An 18,298-nucleotide genomic window follows, 5' to 3' on the forward strand; every position below is an offset into this window, starting at 1 on the left:
CCGGGACCGGCACCCGGGCGCGCCGCGCACGCGAAAAGGCGGGACCACGCGGACCCCGCGCCTCAGGCCCCGGCGGGGCTGGATGTGGCTGGGCTCTCCGCGCCCGCCGGCCCGCGGCGAACCCGCGCCGCGCACGCGAAAAGGCGGGACCACGCGGACCCCCGGCCGCATGATCCCGCCTCTTCCCCCCCGTGGCCCCGTCCCACCCCCGCAGGACGGGCCCCCCGGCCCGATGGCTCTTGTCGGTGCCGCCTTACGCGACGAGTTCCCCGAAGGACTCCGCCTCGTCGCGGCCGAAGCTCAGCGCCTCGTCGTCCCGCATGCGCCGCAGCGACCGCCAGATGCTCGACTTCACGGTGCCGACGCTGATCCCGAGGATCTCCGCGATCTCCGGGTCCGTGCGGCCCTCGTAGTACCGCAGCACCAGCATCGTGCGCTGCGGCTCCGGGATCCGGGCCAGCGCCTGCCACAGCACCGCGCGGAGCTCCGTACCACCCATCGCGTCCGTGTCCGAGGCCGTCTCCGGCAGTTCCTCCGTCGGGTACTCGTTCAGCTTCCGCCGGCGCCACGCGCTGATGTGCAGGTTCGTCATCGTGCGGCGCAGGTAGCCGCCCACGGCCGCCTTGTCGCTGATCCGGTCCCAGGCGCGGTACGTGGAGAACAGCGCGCTCTGCAGCAGGTCCTCGGCCTCGTGGCGGTCGCCGGTGAGGTGGAAGGCCGTCGCGTACAGCGCGGCCCGGCGCTCCTGGACGTACGCCGTGAACTCGGCCTCGGACGTGGAGGACGGAGTGCCCTGTGCGGGAACCGCCCGGTACTGGTGTGCGTCAATGGCTACGACATGTCCCGGCCGGGGACGGGTGACCGCAACCGTACGGACACCCACCCGGCGGTTCACATCGTGCAGCCGCGTGACAACCGCGCTGGTGGTGGTGCTGTGCAGCGTGTTCATCTCGCGCCCCCCGTCGTGGAGTCTGCTTGGGTCCGTCGTGTTCGGTTGCTGATAAGAAGACTGCCCGGCTGACTTAACCGGGGTGTCCGTCGACTGTCACAGCCCTGTCACAGCGATTTCGGCGTGCCGGCGGCGGGGGCGCGACGCGGACGCGGCGAGGGCGAGGACGACGGCGCGACGAGATCCCTACCCCGGACGGTCGAACTCCCGTCGGTCGATGGGACAGAATGAGCCCGTGCCTTTCCTGTTGCTGATCGAGGACGACGACGCCATCCGCACGGCCCTCGAACTCTCGCTGTCTCGCCAGGGCCACCGTGTGGCCACCGCGGCGACGGGCGAGGACGGCCTGAAGCTGCTGCGCGAGCAGCGGCCGGATCTGATCGTGCTGGACGTGATGCTGCCCGGGATCGACGGTTTCGAGGTGTGCCGGCGCATCCGGCGCACCGACCAGCTGCCGATCATCCTGCTCACCGCGCGCAGTGACGACATCGACGTGGTCGTGGGCTTGGAGTCCGGGGCCGACGACTACGTGGTCAAGCCCGTGCAGGGGCGGGTCCTCGACGCCCGCATCCGCGCCGTGCTGCGCCGCGGCGAGCGGGAGTCCAGCGACTCCGCGAGCTTCGGCTCCCTCGTCATCGACCGCGCCGCCATGACGGTGACGAAGAACGGCGAGGACCTCCAGCTCACCCCGACCGAGCTGCGGCTGCTGCTGGAGCTGAGCCGCCGTCCCGGACAGGCGCTCTCCCGCCAGCAGTTGCTCCGGCTCGTCTGGGAGCACGACTACCTGGGCGACTCGCGGCTCGTCGACGCCTGCGTGCAGCGGCTGCGCGCCAAGGTCGAGGAAGTGCCCTCCTCCCCGACCCTGATCCGTACCGTCCGGGGCGTCGGCTACCGGCTGGACTCCCCGCAGTGATCAGACCCCTGTTCGCGGGCCGGCGCTGGACCAGCCTGCGGCTGCGGCTCCTCGTGGTGTTCGCGCTGGTCGCGCTCACGGCCGCGGTCTCCGCGTCCGGGATCGCGTACTGGCTCAACCGGGAGGCCGTGCTCACCCGCGTCCAGGAGGCCGCACTCGGCGACTTCCGGCAGGAGATGCAGAACCGGGCCGCGGCACTGCCCGCCGACCCGACCCCGGAGGAGATGCAGCGCACCGCCGAGCTGATGGCGGGCAGCAGCCCCGGGTACAGCGTGCTGCTGGTGCAGGAGCTGGGGGACCACCGCCAGGTGTCCGGGGCCGCGGGGCCCGACACCTTCGGGCTGGGCGACGTACCGAAGTCCCTGCAGAACGCGGTCAACGACCGGCAGAAGACGACGGCGGCGAACGACGCCGAATACCACGTGTACTGGCAGCGCACGAAGCCGAACGGCAATCCGTACCTCGTCGGCGGCACCCGGATCGTGGGCGGCGGCCCGACCGGCTACATGTACAAGTCGCTCGCGCAGGAGCGCGACGACCTGAACGCCCTGGCCTGGTCGCTGACGATCGCGACGGGTCTGGCGCTGCTGGGCTCGGCGCTGCTGGCGCAGGCCGCGGCCCGTACGGTGCTCAAGCCCGTGCAGCGGCTCGGCGACGCGGCGCGGCGGCTCGGCGAGGGCGAGCTGGACCACCGGCTGGACGTGTCGGGGACGGACGAACTCGCGGACCTGTCGCACACCTTCAACAAGACGGCGGAGGCGCTGGAGAAGAAGGTCGCCGACATGAGCGCGCGGGAGGAGTCGAGCCGGCGCTTCGTCGCGGACATGTCGCACGAACTGCGCACGCCGCTGACGGCGTTGACGGCGGTCGCCGAGGTGCTGGAGGAGGAGGTCGACGACCTCGACCCGATGATCGCACCGGCGGTGGCGCTGGTCGTCAGCGAGACGCGGCGCCTGAACGACCTGGTGGAGAACCTGATGGAGGTCACCCGCTTCGACGCGGGGACGGCCCGGCTGGTGCTGGACGACGTGGACGTCGCCGACCAGGTCACGGCCTGCATCGACGCGCGGGCCTGGCTGGACGCGGTCGAACTCGACGCCGAGCGGGGCATCGTGGCGCGGCTCGACCCGCGCCGCCTCGACGTCATCCTCGCCAACCTGATCGGCAACGCCCTCAAGCACGGCGGCTCGCCGGTGCGGGTGTCGGTGGTCGTGGAGGACGAGTGGCTGGTGATCGCGGTCCAGGACAACGGGCCGGGCATCCCCGAGGACGTCCTGCCGCACGTCTTCGACCGCTTCTACAAGGCGAGCGCGTCGCGGCCGAAGTCGGACGGGAGCGGGCTGGGCCTGTCGATCGCGATGGAGAACGCGCACATCCACGGCGGTGACATCACCGCCGCCAACGTGGCCGGGGCCGGGGCGCTGTTCACCCTGCGGCTGCCGATGGACGTGGGGAAGGTGATCGCGGGTGACCAGGACGCGTAGGGCCCTGCCGGTGGCGATGGTGCTGCTCGCCGTCTCGGGGTGCGGGATCAGGGCGACGACCGTGCCGGTGGACGTGGGCCCGGCGCCCTCGCGGGTGTCGTGCGAAACACCGGCGCAGCCGGGCGGTCAGAGCGGGGTGCAGGGCTTCCGGGCCACGGTGGAACTGGTCTGCGGATCGCAGCTGGTGGGCGTGGAGCGGGTCGTCCCGATACCGGAGAAGAGGGTGCTGAAGGATCCCGTGGCGCTCGTCGCGCAGGCGCTGCTGGAGGCGCTGGAGCGGACGCCGAGCGGCGAGGAGCGGGATGCCGGCTTCACGTCCGGGGTCCCCTCGGGACTGACGGCGGTCGCGCCGAGGACCGGCGACCCGGCGGGCACGGTGCGGCTGAGCCGCAAGCCGGAGGACCTGCCGCCGGTGGCGCTGTCGCAGATCGTGTGCACGCTGGCGGGCAGCGAAGCCGTGTCGGCGGGCCCGGGACCGGTGGTCCTGGGCGGCCCGGACGCCGATCCGCCGCGGAAGTGGGAGTGCACGGACGCGGTCCGCTCCCGCCCGGAGTCGATCCCGACCCTCGGCGACGTCGTCCGCCCGAGCGATTCCCCGGCGGCCCCGGCCCGCTGACGGCCCGCCACCGTCGGGCGCCCGCCGGTGTCCCGGGGCTTCGCCCCGGACCGTGCCCCGGACTCCGCCCGGAAACCCCCACAGCTCGATCGCCGGCGAGGCTGGATTCGGCCCGGCTGCGATCGGGGGTGCCGCCCGGTGCAGCCGGATCGCCCGCGGGGCAAAGCCGCCCCGCCGGCACACCCCGGCCCCGCCGGGGGGCACCTTCCAGCGGTAGCCCGGCGCGTTCGAGGCGCGAGGCCCGGGCGGAGCCCGGTTTCGCAAGGGCGGGGTGTACGGGTGCCCCGCGCGGCGGCCCCGGACGCCGACGGCCCCCCGAGCGGCAGCTCAGGAGGCCGACTACGGACGGAGTCTCCCCCCGGCTACCGCCGGGAGGGGCCCGCGGACAGGGATCAGATGCCCGCGGCCGCGGCCAGGTCCTTCTTGATCGCGTCCAGGATTTCCTGGCCGCGGACGCGGGCCGGGCCCAGGTCGGAGGCTTCGGGCACCGGGACCACGACCTCCAGGTAGCACTTCAGCTTCGGCTCCGTGCCCGACGGGCGCACGATCACCCGGGCCTTGTAGGCGCCGTCCAGGTAGTAGCGCAGGCCGTCCGTCGGCGGCAGGGACTCCGTGCCCCGGTTCAGGTCCTCCGCCGAGACGACGCGCAGCCCCGCGAGTGAGGCCGGGGGCTCGGCGCGGAGCGCGGCCATCGCCGAGGCGATGACGGACAGGTCCGAGACGCGGACCGACAGCTGGTCGGTGGCGTGCAGGCCGTGGGCCATCGCCAGGTCGTCCAGCAGGTCGGTCAGGGTACGGCCCTGCTCCTTGAGTTCCGAGGCCAGCTCCGCCACCAGCAGGGCGGCGGTGACGCCGTCCTTGTCGCGGACGCCCTCGGGATCCACGCAGTAGCCGAGCGCCTCCTCGTAGCCGTAGCGCAGGCCCTCGACGCGGGCGATCCACTTGAAGCCCGTGAGGGTCTCCTCGTAGCCGACGCCCGCCGCCTCCGCGATCCGGCCCAGGAGGGAGGAGGAGACGATGGACTCCGCGAAGACCCCGCGCGCACCCTTGTGGACCAGATGGGCCGCCAGCAGCGCGCCGACCTCGTCACCGCGCAGCATCCGCCAGCCGGAGGCGGCGGAATCGTCCGGGACGGCCACCGCGCAGCGGTCCGCGTCCGGGTCGTTGGCGATCACGATGTCCGGGCCGGTCTCCGCCGCCTTGGCGAAGGCCAGGTCCATCGCGCCCGGCTCCTCCGGGTTGGGGAAGGCCACCGTCGGGAAGGCCGGGTCCGGCTCGGCCTGCTCGGCCACCAGGACCGGCTCCGGGAAGCCGTGCCGGGCGAAGGCCGCCATCACGACGTCCTTGCCGACGCCGTGCATGGCCGTGTAGACGGTCCGCACGCCCCGGGGGGACCCCGGGGTCAGGACGGAGTCCGTGCGGGTCAGGTAGGCCTCCAGGACCTCCTCGTCGAGCTGCAGCCAGCCGTCCGCCGGGCGGGGCACGTCCGACAGCGCTCCGATCGCCGCGATCTGCGCCGCGATCTCGGTGTCCGCCGGGGAGACGATCTGCGAGCCGTCGCCGAGGTAGACCTTGTAGCCGTTGTCCCGGGGCGGATTGTGGCTCGCGGTCACCTCGACGCCGGCGACGGCACCCAGGTGCCTTATGGCGTACGCGAGGACGGGCGTCGGCAGCGGACGGGGCAGGACGGCCGCGCGCAGCCCGGCGCCGGTCATCACGGCCGCGGTGTCGCGGGCGAAGTCCGCGGACTTGTAGCGCGCGTCGTAACCGACGACGACCAGGCCGCCGGTGTGGCCCTGGGCCTTCAGGTACGCCGCCAGGCCCGCCGCGGCCCGGATGACCACGGCACGGTTCATCCGCATCGGGCCCGCGCCCAGCTCGCCGCGCAGTCCGGCGGTGCCGAACTGGAGGGTGCCGGAGAAGCGGTCCGCGAGGTCCGCCGTGTCGCCAGCCTCGATGAGCTCGGCGAGCTCGTCCGCCGTCTCCGGGTCGGGGTCCTCCGCCAGCCAGGCCTGGGCCCGGGTGATCAGGTCGTCCTGTTCCTGCACTGCTTCCGCCTTACCTCTCGTACCTCTGGGGCCTCTCGTACGGTCACTCAGATGCGGGCGAGGACCTGGGTCAGCAGCGTGCCCATGCGCGCGGCCGAGTCACGGCCGGCCTGGAGCACCTCTTCGTGGTTCAGCGGCTCGCCGGAGATGCCCGCCGCCAGGTTGGTGACCAGGGAGATGCCCAGCACCTCGGCGCCGGCCTCGCGGGCGGCGATGGCCTCCAGCACGGTGGACATGCCGACCAGGTCGGCGCCCATGACGCGGATCATGTTGATCTCGGCCGGGGTCTCGTAGTGCGGGCCGGGGAACTGCACGTAGACGCCCTCTTCGAGGGTCTCGTCGATCTCCTTGCACAGCGCGCGCAGGCGCGGCGAGTAGAGGTCGGTGAGGTCCACGAAGTTCGCGCCGACGATCGGCGAGGTGGCCGTCAGGTTGAGGTGGTCGCTGATCAGCACCGGCTGGCCGGGCTTCATGCCCTCGCGCAGGCCGCCGCAGCCGTTGGTGAGGACCACGGTCTTGCAGCCGGCGGCGACGGCGGTGCGCACGCCGTGGGCGACGGCGGCGACGCCGCGGCCCTCGTAGTAGTGGGTCCGGCCGAGGAAGAGCAGCGCGCGCTTGTCGCCGATCTTGTACGAGCGGATCTTGCCGCCGTGGCCCTCGACGGCGGGCGGCGGGAAGCCGGGCAGCTCGGTGACCGGGAACTCGGCCTCGGGGGCGCCGAGCGCCTCTGCGGCGGGGGCCCAGCCGGAGCCCATGACGAGGGCGACATCGTGGGTTTCGGCGCCGGTCAGCTCACGCAGGCGGGCGGCTGCGGCGGTGGCGTCGGCGAAGGGGTCGGTAACAGATGCGTTCACGCGGAAGAGCGTAGCCGCTCATTGCCTACGCGCGTAGATGGCACGGGTCACGGTGTTCGGATCGTTGCCTTGTCGTTTCCGCCGAATCGTCCCCACGGGTGCCGCGGGCCGGGGCCGGGGCGGGGCCGGGGCGGGGCCGGGCCGGCTATGGGGCAGGGGCCCGCGGCCGGGCCGGGCGGCGCTCAGCAGGGCCGCTTGCGGAGTTCCATCACATAGTCGTGCGGGGCACCCGCGGACTCGGCCGCGTCGGCGATCTCGCCCAGGTAGCGCGCCGAGGGCAGCCCGCCCTCGTAGCCGTTGAGGACGTACACCCAGGCCGCCTCCTCGCCGTCCAGCGTGTGCACGCGGACCCGCATCCGGCGGTAGATGTCGAGCCCGACGCCCTCCCAGCGGTCCATCGAGTCCTCGTCCAGCGGCGCGATGTCGTACAGGGCGACGAAGACCTGGTGGCGGGGGGCTTCGACGATCGTGGCGAGTGCGCCCTCCCAGCCCATCTGCTCGCCGCCGAAGGTCAGCCGCCAGTCGTTGATCCAGCCCGTTCCGCGCAGCGGCGAATGGGGAGCACGGCGCGTCATCAGCCGCGGGTCGAGGTTGCCGGCGTACGCGGCGTAGAGCGACATGAGTCCGAGGGTACGGGAGGGGTGGCGATGGCGGTGTGCCCGGCCGGTGCCCGGATGGAGGGACCGGGCGCGAAGCACCTTGAAGCGTGCGGGACAATGGAGCACGGAATGCATCCCCCGGGGAGACCCCCCGGAACACCGGCCGGGGCGGCAGCCGGCCGGGTAGACGTGAGGCGGAGTTTTCGTGACCCGGATCGTGATCATCGGCGGCGGACCCGGCGGGTACGAGGCGGCCCTGGTGGGGGCCCAGCTCGGCGCGGAGGTGACCGTCGTCGACTGCGACGGTCTGGGCGGGGCCTCGGTCCTGACCGACTGCGTACCGTCCAAGACGCTCATCGCGACCGCCGAGGTCATGACGACCTTCGACTCGTCGTACGAGGAGCTCGGCATCGTCGTCGCGGACGACACCCCGCCCCTGGAGCAGGCCGCGCGCGTCGTCGGCGTGGACCTCGGCAAGGTGAACCGGCGCGTCAAGCGCCTCGCCCTCGCCCAGTCGCACGACATCACGGCTTCCGTGACCCGGGCCGGCGCCCGTGTCGTACGGGGCCGCGGCAAGCTCGGAGGCCCGCAGGGCATCGACGGCACCCGGGACGTCATCGTCACGGCCGCCGACGGCTCCGAGACGATCCTGACCGCGGACGCCGTGCTGATCGCGACCGGCGGCACCCCCCGCGAGATCCCGGACGCCATGCCCGACGGTGAGCGGATCCTGAACTGGACCCAGGTCTACGACCTGGACGAGCTCCCCGAGGAGCTCATCGTGGTCGGCTCCGGCGTGACCGGCGCCGAGTTCGCCGGCGCGTACCAGGCCCTCGGCTCCCGGGTGACGCTGGTCTCCTCCCGCGACCGCGTGCTGCCGGGCGAGGACCCCGACGCGGCCGCCGTCCTGGAGGACGTGTTCCGGCGCCGCGGGATGAACGTCGTGGGCCGCTCCCGCGCCGAGTCCGCCAAGCGCGTCGGCGACCGGGTGGAGGTCACCCTCTCCGACGGCCGCGTGCTGACCGGCACGCACTGCCTGATGGCGGTCGGCGCGATCCCGAACACCAAGGACATGAACCTGGAGGAGTCCGGGGTCCGGCTCAAGGATTCCGGCCACATCTGGACCGACAAGGTCTCCCGTACGTCCGCGCCCGGCGTGTACGCGGCCGGCGACGTGACCGGCGTGTTCGCGCTGGCCTCGGTGGCCGCCATGCAGGGCCGCATCGCGATGTACCACTTCCTCGGCGACGCGGTGGCCCCGCTGAACCTGAAGACGGTGTCCTCGAACGTCTTCACCGACCCCGAGATCGCCACCGTCGGCTACACCCAGGCCGACGTGGACTCCGGCAAGATCGATGCCCGCGTGGTGAAGCTCCCGCTGCTGCGCAACCCGCGCGCCAAGATGCAGGGCATCCGGGACGGCTTCGTGAAGATGTTCTGCCGCCCGGGCACCGGCATCGTCGTCGGCGGTGTGGTCGTCTCCCCGCGCGCGAGCGAGCTGATCCACCCGATCTCGATCGCGGTCGACAACAACCTGACGGTCGAGCAGATCGCAAAAGCGTTCACCGTGTACCCCTCGCTGTCGGGTTCGATCGCCGAGGTGGCGCGGCAGCTGCACACGCGGAAGGCCGCCGGAGAGGCGTAACCGCCGCGTGCCGTAAGGAGTTTGGGGCGGGGCGCCGTCCCGTGGCCGGTCGTTCACACAGCCGTCCGACCGCGTATACCACTAGTCGCCCCGCCGTACGGACAACTTCGGTATTTCGGTGCAAGGAGCTGAAAGCAGACGGTCGCCCGGGTTACTGTCAGTTTCGTGTTCGCTGCAGAACGTCGCCAATTGATCCTCGAAATGGTGCGGGCCAACGGAGCGGTATCGCTCCGGGAGCTCGCCCGCGTCGTCCAGACCTCCGAAGTGACCGTACGGCGGGACGTGCGGGCGCTGGAGGCAGAAGGACTCCTCGACCGCCGGCACGGCGGTGCGGTCTTGCCGGGCGGTTTCACGCGGGAGTCCGGCTTTCCGCAAAAGTCCCATCTCGCGACGGCGGAGAAGACCGCCATCGCCGATGTCGCGGCCTCCCTCGTCGAAGAGGGCGAAGCCGTCGTCGTCGGCGCGGGTACCACGACCCAGGAGCTGGCGCGCCGGCTCGCCCGGGTGCCCGGACTGACCGTCGTCACCAACTCGCTGCTGGTCGCCCAGGCGCTGGCGCACGCCAACCGCGTGGAGGTGGTGATGACCGGCGGCACCCTGCGGGGGTCCAACTACGCCCTCGTCGGCAGCGGTGCCGAGCAGTCCCTCCAGGGGCTCCGGGTCTCCCGCGCCTTCCTCTCCGGCAGCGGCCTGACCGCCGAGCGCGGGCTGTCCACGTCCAACATGCTCTCCGCGAGCGTCGACCGGGCGCTGGTCCAGGCGGCGGCCGAGGTGGTCGTCCTGGCCGACCACACGAAGCTCGGCACGGACACCATGTTCCAGACGGTGCCGACGGACGTGATGACCCGCCTGGTGACGGACGAGCCCCCGCCGCACGACGACCGCGCGGCCACGGAGCTCCAGGCGCTGGCCGACCAGGGCGTCCAGATCACCGTGGCCGGTGGCGGTGTGGCCGTCGGCGGCGACGGCATGGCGGGCCGCCGCCCGCGCCGCGACTCCCCGCTGCCGGTCCAGCGGCGCGGCGGCCCGACGGCCCAGCTCCGCAGCGCCTCACCCCTGTCGGACCCGGGGGAGCGGGAGCGGGCGAGGGTGGCGGACATGCGGCGCCGGTGAGGGGCGGTATTCAAACACTTGGGCCCCTCCGGTTCTGCCGGAGGGGCCCAAGTGTCGCGCTATTGAAATGGCCCAGGAATTGACCGTGGAGCCATTCTGCCACTGCGGATAGCCAGTCCCATGACGGGTCTTGACGGAATCGCTCCAGGAGGTCGTCCTTGAGACTTGATTGTCGCCGGACTTAGCTGGAGGAATCGTTGAGATCGCGCGGCCAATGCCACCATTCCCATCGAGGCTCACTGCGGTCAACTCGGGCAACAAATGCACCGCCAGACATCACGTCGCCAAAATTTGTATCAACGGCAACGTTAGCCTTGGCGGAAATTTCTCTAACAATTGACTCCATTAGCGCAGGATTTCGATAGTCAATCGAAAAGGCTGCGAAATGCCCCTTGGGGATCAGTTCCTCGGGCCAATCCTCGAAAAGGCCCTCCTCCCAGGGATCCATAACGCACACGTAAGCGCTCGAGGTCGCTTGCGAAACTTCTAGGTATCTACCCTCCGTCAAGAACACCTGATGGGAGGTTCTCAGTGTGTGCGCAACCGCTTGAAGGTCCCAGCCTTCTGCGGCGACAACAATTACAAGCGTCTCCATCGCCTAAGACTCCCCTGGAACGGCTACGCGCCGGTCGAAGGTACGTTCTCATCGACCGGCGCGCAGTGATGGCTATCCGCCAGCGGCCCAGGCGACCACGTCTTCCATCCTCCTGAAGACAGGTACGCCTAGCGCTTCAATCCCCTTTGCGACGTTGCCGCCCATCTTTGGGCCGTAAACCGCGACACGGGCCCCACCGGCTGTAGGTATGACGCGATCCCGGATTTGCGCGGTCTTTCCGGTTCCCTTTCCGCTGGCCACCTCGATGACAAAGTCGTCTCCGAAAATATCGTGATCTGACCAGGTCGATCCATCCTCGCGAAGCGTCTTCCGCCCCATACCCTTCACGATATCCGGGTGGGCGTCTTCGATGGCATTGGCCACCTTGTCCTCGAGAGGGTGCTCGCCCTTGCCTGTCCATTTCCCGCAATTATGGGCAAGCAACGGTGTGGTCCCCGCCAGCACATAGTACGTGTGCTCGCTTGCAACGGTGAGGTTGCGGACCTGCTTCTGCTGGGTCCAGCGCTTGACCTCACTGACCTGAACCCAGGTGCCGGAGGACGTCTGGAGCCACTGGCCGGCCGTGAGGTCGGTCGCCCTCAGCCACTTGTCCAGAACCGGGGCCCAGAACGGGTGGCCGTCGGTCGCGGTGACAGACTCGGTGGCGTTGCCCTTGTCGCCATCGGTGTCGATCGTGATCTGGACGAGGTTCTTCTGACCCTCGCCGATGATCTGACCGACAACCGGCTGCGCCGAACTGGTACCTGACTCCGCGTTGGTGGCCAGAACCGTATCGCCAAGCTCAACGTTCTCGATCGGCTTAGAAGACCCGTCGGCCATGAGGACCTTCGTGCCCGGGACAAAACTGTTGGTGTTGCAGCCATCGGGGGCCTTCATGTCGCCGCCGCCGTCGGAGTCCTTGCCGTTCGACTTCTTCGGGGCGTCGCCCTTCTTCGTCTCCGAGGACTTCGATGCCTTGCCGTCGCCGTCGGCCTTCTTGGACTTCGTCGCCGACGACTTGCCCTGCTTGGCCGCCGTTGCCTTCGCCTCGTCGGCCTTCTTGGCGGCTGCGGCTGCTGCCTCTTGGGCGGCCCTTCTCGCCGCCGCGGCTTCCTCCTCCAGCTTTCTCGCTCGTTCTGCGGCTTCCTCTATCTGTCGTTTCCACTCGGCCAGGTCCTCGGCGTACTTCGCCATCGCCTGCTGGTAGCGCTCGACTCTGCGGAGGATGTCACGGGCCAGGGAGAGCTTCTGGGACCAGCTGTTGAAGGCCTCCCAGGCCCGGTCCAGCGCCTTGATGATCCGCTTGGCGCGGCCCGCGAAGGGCAGTGCCGCATCCAGGGCGAGGCCGGCGCAGGCACCCCAGTCACCGCCGAGGCAGTCACGGATGTCGTTGAAGCCCGAGACGTCCTTCAGGATGCCCATCGCGACTTCGAGCGCGATGTCCAGGGCGCTCTTGCCCTGGATCATGTTGGCCCAGGCCGCCTCGGCGTCCGAGAAGTCCTTGATCGGCATCGTGGGAGGCGCGATCGACAGACCACTCGGGTCGCTGAACGTCACCGGCGAGTTGTTCGCGTAGGCGTACGGGTTCTGCTGCTTGGGCTCGCTGTAGTCGACGATGGGGTCGACCGACAGGAATCGGCCAGTAGCCGGGTCGTATTCACGAGCGCCCAGATGGACCGTTCCGATGGACTCGTCGACCTCTCCGCCGACGAAGCCCTTCTTGCCCGGCCACACGGATGGGACCGCGCCGCGGACCTCACCGTACGGGGTGAACTTCCGGCGGGTGACCGCCGAGGTCGTGGCGTCCACCGCGGTGGTCGCCGTGCCGTTCTGGTCGCTCATCAGGTACGACGTGGAGGTCACGCCGTCCTTGGCCGTCTTGACCATCGTCGGGCCAGCCGGATGGGCGTAGTAGCGCGTGCCCTCCAGCTTGCCCGCCGCCGTCAGCTTGACCTCGGTGCCCGGCAGGTAGAGCGTGGTGCCGGTCATGTCGCGCTTGATCAGACGGTTGCCGCCTGCGTCGTAGACGAAGGCGGTGGACTCGGTCCCCTTGGTGACCTTTTCCAGCTGGCCCGTGCTGTTCCAGTCCAGGGTCTGGGTGTCGCCCTGGACGGTGCGGGTCTTGGTGTTGCCCGCCGCGTCGTAGGTGTACGACTCGGTGCGCGAACCGCCGGGTCCGGTGGTGTCGACCTTCTTCAGGCTGTTGGCGGCGGCCTGTCCCGGAGTGCCATAGGTGTAGGTGCGGGTGACGTCCTTGGTGAGGTCACCGGTCGGGGAGTGCTGGACGTCCTTCGTGCGGTTGCCGGCCGCGTCGAAGCTGTACGAGCTCCAGTACGGGTTCGGGCCGCCGACCTGAGGCTTGGCACCAGGGCCGGACGCGTTCGGCTGGGCCGCGCAGTCGTCCGTCGCCGTCCAGGCCTCGTTCATCCGGCGCAGGTAGTCGTACGCGAAGCACTGCACGTCGGCAGTGGCGGTCGAGCCCTCCTTGTCGGTGATCTTGAGAATGTTGCCGACGTCGTCGTACTTGAACGTCGTGTCGTTGATCGCGCCCGGCGACTTCTCCCGGCTGTTGACGGTCCGGGTGAGACGCCGCGTCTGCTCGTCGAAGTAGTTCGTCGTGTAGACCTGCGACAAGGCAGGGCCCGTATAGGTGCGCAGTACGTCGCCCATCGGCGAGTAGTCGACCTTGTCGACGAACGTCTTCCCCTCGATGCCCATCATCGTGGGCAGCTCGAAGTGGTTGTACTGCATTTCGGTGAGCTCGATGGGCAGGCCGGCCACGGCCGGCTGCTCCATCCACTCGACCAGGCCGGTGTTCTGGCGGTAGCCGGTCGTGTACTCGTACGTTCCGGCGAGTGCGCCTTCCGTGGACGGGATCGTGATCTTGGATCCAGTCGCCCGGTACTCAGCGTCGTAACCCGTGACTTCCTGGGTATACGCCTTGCCGTCCACGTACCGCGTCGACGCCACCGGCAAGCCGACAGCACCTGGCAGGGTGTCGTAGGTGGTGGAGGTCAGCTTCGGACCCGTCACAGAGCCCTCGTGGGTCGCAATGACCCGACCGAGCGCGTCGTACTCAGGAGCAGTGACCTTGCCCCGGGCGTCGGTGACCGATTCGACGCGGTCGCCCTTGCCGTAGGTGGTTGTCGACGCGCCCTTGTCGGGGTCCGTCTGCTTGGTCTTGCGACCGCGGATGTCGTACTCGAAGCCCCACTTGTCGCCCGCCTGGTTGACGACCGACTCCAGCGCGCCGCGCTGGTTGTACGCGTACGTCGTCTTGTCGTACGCGCCGGTCGGCGAGTCCGAGCGGAAGAACCGCAGCTCCGTCTTGCGGCCCGCGCCGTCCAGGAAGGCCCGGGTCGGGGTCTCGCCCTTCGGGGGGTCGACGGTGATGTTGTCGCCGCCGTACGTCGTCGTCGTCCGGGAGGTCTCCTCGCCGAGCTTGCGCGAGATCTGGGCGGTCGAGCGGCCGGAGCCGTCGTACTCGGTCACCGTCGAGGACGGGACCTCGTTGTCCTTCGGGGCGAACTGGACGCCTGAGGCCGTACCGGCCGTGTAGTACGCGCCGTTGCTCTTCCAGACCTGGCCCAGGCTGTTGTAGAAGGTGTCCGAGATGACTCGGCCACCGCCCAGCGCCTCCATCTGGGACTGACGGATCCGCAGGCTGCTGTCGTAGATGTCGTAGCTGGTGCGGTAGGTGCCGTCGTCCAGCAGGGCCTTGTTGGTGATGACGACCGGACCGTCGGTGCGGACGTCGTACGAGAACATGCCGTTCGGCGACTTGTTCGCCGGGTTGCGGGACGGGGACCAGACCTTCGTCAGGCGGCCGAGGGAGTCGTACTCCATCACCTGACGGCGGCCGTTGGTGTCCTGCTTGGCGAGGACCGAGCCGCGGCCCTGGTCGGTCTCCGTGGTCTGGGTGTGGCCCTCGGAGTTGGTGGTGACGACCTTGGTGACGATCTGGCCGGAGGCCGGGGTGTAGTCGAGCTTTGTGACCTTGCCGAAGACATCGGTGGTGGTCTTCGGGCGGCCGTAGGCGTCGAAGGTCGCGCTGCCGTCCACCTGGTAGAGCGCAGTGGTGCCGGAGTACCCGGTCAGCGACTCGGTGGACTTCAGGTTGCCCGCCGCGTCGTAGGACATCCGCTTGTCCGAGGTCACGTCCGCCGGGCGCTGCACGCCGGTGGCGTCACAGGCCTTGGCGACCGTCTCCACCCGCTTCTGGCGGGCGATGATCCAGCGGGTCTCGTCCGCGTCGTACTCGTAGCGGGTGCAGCTGTCGTCCGACGGGTCGGCGACGTCGCCGAGGTTCGACACCGACTGGGCGAAGCCGCGGTTGTCGTACTCCGTCTTCATCGCCGTACGGCGCCAGCCGCGGCCGTCCGACAGCAGGATGCGGGAGTTGACCCCGGTGGTCTGCTGGACGAAGGCCTGCTGCGGCTCGATGTCCTCCGCGGCCGTCTCGCCCTTGCGCAGGCGGGTCGCGGTGGGGCCGTGCAGCCACGGGGTGTACGTGGTCGCCGCCTCCAGGGCGCCGCCCTCGCCGTTGTACGCCAGGACCTCGCGGGTCTGGCCGGCGAAGAGGCGGTGGTCCGCCATCTCGACGCCCTCGGAGTCCTTGACCCTGACCGACCGCGTGCCGCCGGAAGGGGCGAGACGGTCACCGTCGAGGCCGCGGAAGAACAGCGTCTCCGTCATGGAGCGCTTGTCCGGGGCCTGGCCGATGAAGGTCCGGACCCGCTCGTAGCCGCGCCACTGGGACCAGGTGCGCGTCTTCGGACGCATCATCTCGGTCTCGTCGTCGAACGCCCACGCAGGGTTGCCGAGGAACTCGTACTCGGTGCGGCGCGACGGCGAGTTGCCGTTGCGGTCGTCCTCCTGGACCCAGTCCACGACGTGCTTGTGGAACCAGTCGGTGGAGTAGATTTTCTTCTCGTGCGCCGGATCGCTGGGATCCGGGAGCTCGGAGACCACCGGGAAGCAGCGCAGCGTGTTGGTCTCCGGCGAGGCCGGCATCACGCGCGGGTCGGCGGCCCGGCACTGGGTGTCCTTGTAGTGCGCCAGGATCGTCGAGCCGGTCTCGGTGTCGATCGCCTCGATCCGGTAGCGGCGGTACGCGGGCTTGCCGTCGCCCAGGCCGTCCACGCGGTTGTCGAGCTGCTTGCCGCGGAACTTCACCGGCGGCAGGTCGAGCTGTGCGCCGTTCTTGCCGGAGTGCTTGATCTCGGCGAGCCACAGCGGGTAGTCCGTGCCGTCACCGGTCATCGGGAAGGTCTGGGTCAGGGCCCAGGTGTCGACCGGCTTGTGCGCGGTGCCGTTCCACACGAAGGTGCTGACCTCGGTCAGCCGCTTGCGGGTGAAGAAGGTCGGGGTGAACCGCCCCTTACACTCTTCGCCCGCGGCGCACAGCTGGTCGCCGGGGGTGTCGGGCCACTCCTTGGCGATGTTCCAGTCGACCTCCGGCTTCAGCTTGGCCGGGTCGCAGTCGAACGTCGCCGTGGTGAGGCAGCGTTCGGCGACCTTGAAGTTCACCTGGGCCGGGGCGTTGGCGAACAGGTTGTCGCTGCGCAGACCGTACGAGATGTGGTCCAGCCAGCCGGACCGGTCGTACGCGCGGGCGGTCGAACCACCCGCGATCTTGTAGTTCGAGCCGTAGTGGTTGACCTCCTTCTGGTACCAGTAGGTCATCGCGTTGCCGCGCGGGTCCACGACGTAGTCGAGGTTCCAGCGGTACGCCTGGTCGCAGACCGCGTCGGCGAAGGTCGCGGTGTAGCACGGCTCACCCGGGTGGTTGCCGTAGACCGGTACGTTCCAGGTGGAGTTGGTGACGGGCTTGCCCGCCGCCCAGCCCGAGAGCTTGTTCAGGCCGAAGTAGAACTGGATGCCCTGGGGGTTCGTGAACCGCCAGTGGTCACCCTCCTTGTCACCGTTCTGCGCGCCCTGGAGCAGCTCGATGCGGGAGCCGTCGTCCTTGGCCGGGCGCCACTTCTTGGTGGCGTCGTCCAGGACCAGCTGCGTGGAGCCGCCGTTCAGGGACATCGTGACCATCGGCGCGCCGTGGCAGAGGTCGCCCGTGTCGTCCTTCGGGTTGTTGTACCCGGAGTCCTTGCGCTTGTCCTGGCTGCAGGGGACGTAGCCCCGCTCGATGTAGTTCGAGGCCAGGTCCCAGCCGTCGCCGACCCAGGAGGTCTGCTGGGCCGAGGCGTTGGTGCGGCCGTCGATGTTGGAGCTGGAGTAGCCCAGCGACAGCGACGGGCTCGGACCGCCGAGGGAGGCGGGGATGTCCAGCGGGTAGGACCAGGAGAAGTCACCCGCCGAGCCGCCGGCCTGCCAGGAACCCGACGGGCTCAGGGAGGTGGCCTTGTACGTGCCGTTCGCGCCGTCGGCGCCCGGGGAGGCGGCCAGCGTCATCCCGCTGGAGGCGGGTGCGGCGGCCGGGCCCGCGGCCGGGGCCGACAGGAAGGACTTGCCCGCGGCCGGAGCGGCCGGTGCGGGCTTGGCCGGGGCGTCGAAGGTGGCGACGAGCCTGCCGGTCTCCGGGTTGTTCTGCGTGGTGACCGGACGGCTGCCCTGGCACTCCGCCAGCTGCGGGGTGGTCAGCGCACAGGTCGGGATCGCCGTGAAGCGCAGGCGGGAGCCCCAGCTGCCGCCGTACGCGTTCTTGAACGCGGCGTAGTCGAGCTCCACCGAGACCGGGGCGGCCGAGCCGCCCGCGTCGGTGCGGTTCACCGAGAGGAGCAGGCTGTTCGCCAGGCCGGCCCGCTTGGCGGTGGCCTGGTCGTGCAGGTCGACCTTCAGCTTGACGTCGGCGGGGGCGCCGGCGGCGGGAGCCGCCGCTCCCTGCGACCGCTGGAGAGCGGCGGGTGCCTTCGAGGAAGCCGCGGGCGCCGCGGGAGCGACCGACACGGGGAGCGTGCCCGCCTTGACCCCGTGGCCGGGTACGGCGATCCCCGGGGCCGAGACCCCGAAAGCCGCGCCGGAGGCCGACTTCAGCGCGGTGAGCGGTGCGGCCGCTGTGGCCGGCAGCGTGATCTCGGCCGAGCCCGCTGCGGGCCAGGCGACCTTCGGGGCGCCCTTCCAGGCCTTCGTCTGCGACTCGGCGGGGCCCGCCGCGGGCTTGCCCTTGACGGATTCGCCGCTGACCTTGGTCAGCTTCTGCTTGCCGGGCAGCGAGGGCCCGGTGGCGGCTGCCGCGTCGAGCGCGGTGAGCCCCGTGGTCATCATCGTGACGGCCAGCAGCGGTATCGGCCACCGCCAGACACGTCTCAAAGGCGCACGCATGAAGTGCGCCTGGGATCTTTTCAAAATTCGAACACTCCCGATCTGGTCGCGCGGTTCACAGGTTTCCGCGCTATGGGGTAATCGCGCTGAACCTAACAGTGGACGATCGGCGCGTCGAAAATGGGCCGGTTTTCCAGGAGTTACTGAAGGTGACATCAGTGCTGGTCAGGGCGCTAAGCGGATTGCGATATTCGGAATTTTTAA

General features: G+C 70.1%; 11 protein-coding genes. 5 read left to right on the plus strand and 6 right to left on the minus strand.

Annotated elements, in window-relative coordinates; genetic code table 11:
• Nucleotides 1–253: 253 nt before the first annotated feature.
• On the minus strand, nt 254–949 hold the full coding sequence (locus ACFCZ1_RS25605) for a SigE family RNA polymerase sigma factor (RefSeq protein ID WP_376680598.1): 696 nt from the start codon (nt 947–949) through the stop codon (nt 254–256).
• Nucleotides 950–1,184: 235 nt separating this feature from the next.
• Between ACFCZ1_RS25605 and afsQ1 the strand changes: the two genes are divergently transcribed.
• The 3 genes from afsQ1 to ACFCZ1_RS25620 are packed head-to-tail and all read left to right on the plus strand — an operon-like array spanning nt 1,185 to nt 3,962.
• Nucleotides 1,185–1,862: a two-component system response regulator AfsQ1 gene (gene afsQ1, locus ACFCZ1_RS25610; protein WP_063783935.1), complete on the plus strand. Its 678-nt coding sequence runs from the start codon at nt 1,185–1,187 to the stop codon at nt 1,860–1,862.
• Nucleotides 1,859–3,346 (plus strand): ATP-binding protein, encoded by a 1,488-nt coding sequence (locus ACFCZ1_RS25615; RefSeq protein ID WP_376680599.1) that lies wholly within the window; start codon nt 1,859–1,861, stop codon nt 3,344–3,346. The genes afsQ1 and ACFCZ1_RS25615 overlap by 4 nt, the downstream gene beginning before the upstream one ends.
• Nucleotides 3,330–3,962, plus strand: coding sequence for a hypothetical protein (locus ACFCZ1_RS25620; protein WP_376680600.1), 633 nt, complete (start codon nt 3,330–3,332; stop codon nt 3,960–3,962). Before ACFCZ1_RS25615 ends, ACFCZ1_RS25620 begins: the two co-directional genes overlap by 17 nt.
• 392 nt (nt 3,963–4,354) lie before the next feature.
• On the opposite strand, the gene ACFCZ1_RS25625 is transcribed toward ACFCZ1_RS25620, so the two are convergent.
• The 3 genes from ACFCZ1_RS25625 to ACFCZ1_RS25635 all read right to left on the minus strand — a co-directional run bounded on the left by ACFCZ1_RS25625 (nt 4,355) and on the right by ACFCZ1_RS25635 (nt 7,484).
• Nucleotides 4,355–6,010 (minus strand): phospho-sugar mutase, encoded by a 1,656-nt coding sequence (locus ACFCZ1_RS25625; protein ID WP_376680601.1) that lies wholly within the window; start codon nt 6,008–6,010, stop codon nt 4,355–4,357.
• A 47-nt stretch (nt 6,011–6,057) separates the two neighbouring features.
• Nucleotides 6,058–6,864, minus strand: coding sequence for a purine-nucleoside phosphorylase (locus ACFCZ1_RS25630; RefSeq protein WP_376680602.1), 807 nt, complete (start codon nt 6,862–6,864; stop codon nt 6,058–6,060).
• A gap of 182 nt (nt 6,865–7,046) precedes the next feature.
• Nucleotides 7,047–7,484, minus strand: coding sequence for a gamma-glutamylcyclotransferase (locus tag ACFCZ1_RS25635; RefSeq protein ID WP_069921661.1), 438 nt, complete (start codon nt 7,482–7,484; stop codon nt 7,047–7,049).
• Between the two features lie 184 nt (nt 7,485–7,668).
• Here ACFCZ1_RS25635 and ACFCZ1_RS25640 point away from each other — a divergent pair, with 184 nt between their 5' ends.
• Nucleotides 7,669–9,108 (plus strand): NAD(P)H-quinone dehydrogenase, encoded by a 1,440-nt coding sequence (locus tag ACFCZ1_RS25640; RefSeq protein ID WP_376680603.1) that lies wholly within the window; start codon nt 7,669–7,671, stop codon nt 9,106–9,108.
• 165 nt (nt 9,109–9,273) lie between these two features.
• Complete coding sequence (locus ACFCZ1_RS25645; protein WP_376680604.1) at nt 9,274–10,221, plus strand: DeoR/GlpR family DNA-binding transcription regulator; 948 nt, start codon at nt 9,274–9,276, stop codon at nt 10,219–10,221.
• A gap of 181 nt (nt 10,222–10,402) precedes the next feature.
• Here ACFCZ1_RS25645 and ACFCZ1_RS25650 read toward each other — a convergent pair whose 3' ends face one another.
• Both ACFCZ1_RS25650 and ACFCZ1_RS25655 read right to left on the minus strand, forming a co-directional pair.
• Nucleotides 10,403–10,816 (minus strand): hypothetical protein, encoded by a 414-nt coding sequence (locus ACFCZ1_RS25650; RefSeq protein ID WP_376680605.1) that lies wholly within the window; start codon nt 10,814–10,816, stop codon nt 10,403–10,405.
• A gap of 72 nt (nt 10,817–10,888) precedes the next feature.
• Nucleotides 10,889–18,094 (minus strand): RHS repeat-associated core domain-containing protein, encoded by a 7,206-nt coding sequence (locus tag ACFCZ1_RS25655; protein WP_376680606.1) that lies wholly within the window; start codon nt 18,092–18,094, stop codon nt 10,889–10,891.
• Nucleotides 18,095–18,298: the final 204 nt, after the last annotated feature.

This window comes from Streptomyces sp. NPDC056224, assembly GCF_042267665.1.
In the GTDB taxonomy this organism is placed as follows: Bacteria; Actinomycetota; Actinomycetes; order Streptomycetales; family Streptomycetaceae; genus Streptomyces.

Coding starts and splice junctions, on each gene's coding strand:
- ACFCZ1_RS25635 (WP_069921661.1), bottom strand. CDS start 7,484: ATGTCGCTCTACGCCGCGTACGCCGGCAACCTCGACCCGCGGCTGATG.
- ACFCZ1_RS25655 (WP_376680606.1), bottom strand. CDS start 18,094: ATGCGTGCGCCTTTGAGACGTGTCTGGCGGTGGCCGATACCGCTGCTG.
- ACFCZ1_RS25605 (WP_376680598.1), bottom strand. CDS start 949: ATGAACACGCTGCACAGCACCACCACCAGCGCGGTTGTCACGCGGCTG.
- ACFCZ1_RS25650 (WP_376680605.1), bottom strand. CDS start 10,816: ATGGAGACGCTTGTAATTGTTGTCGCCGCAGAAGGCTGGGACCTTCAA.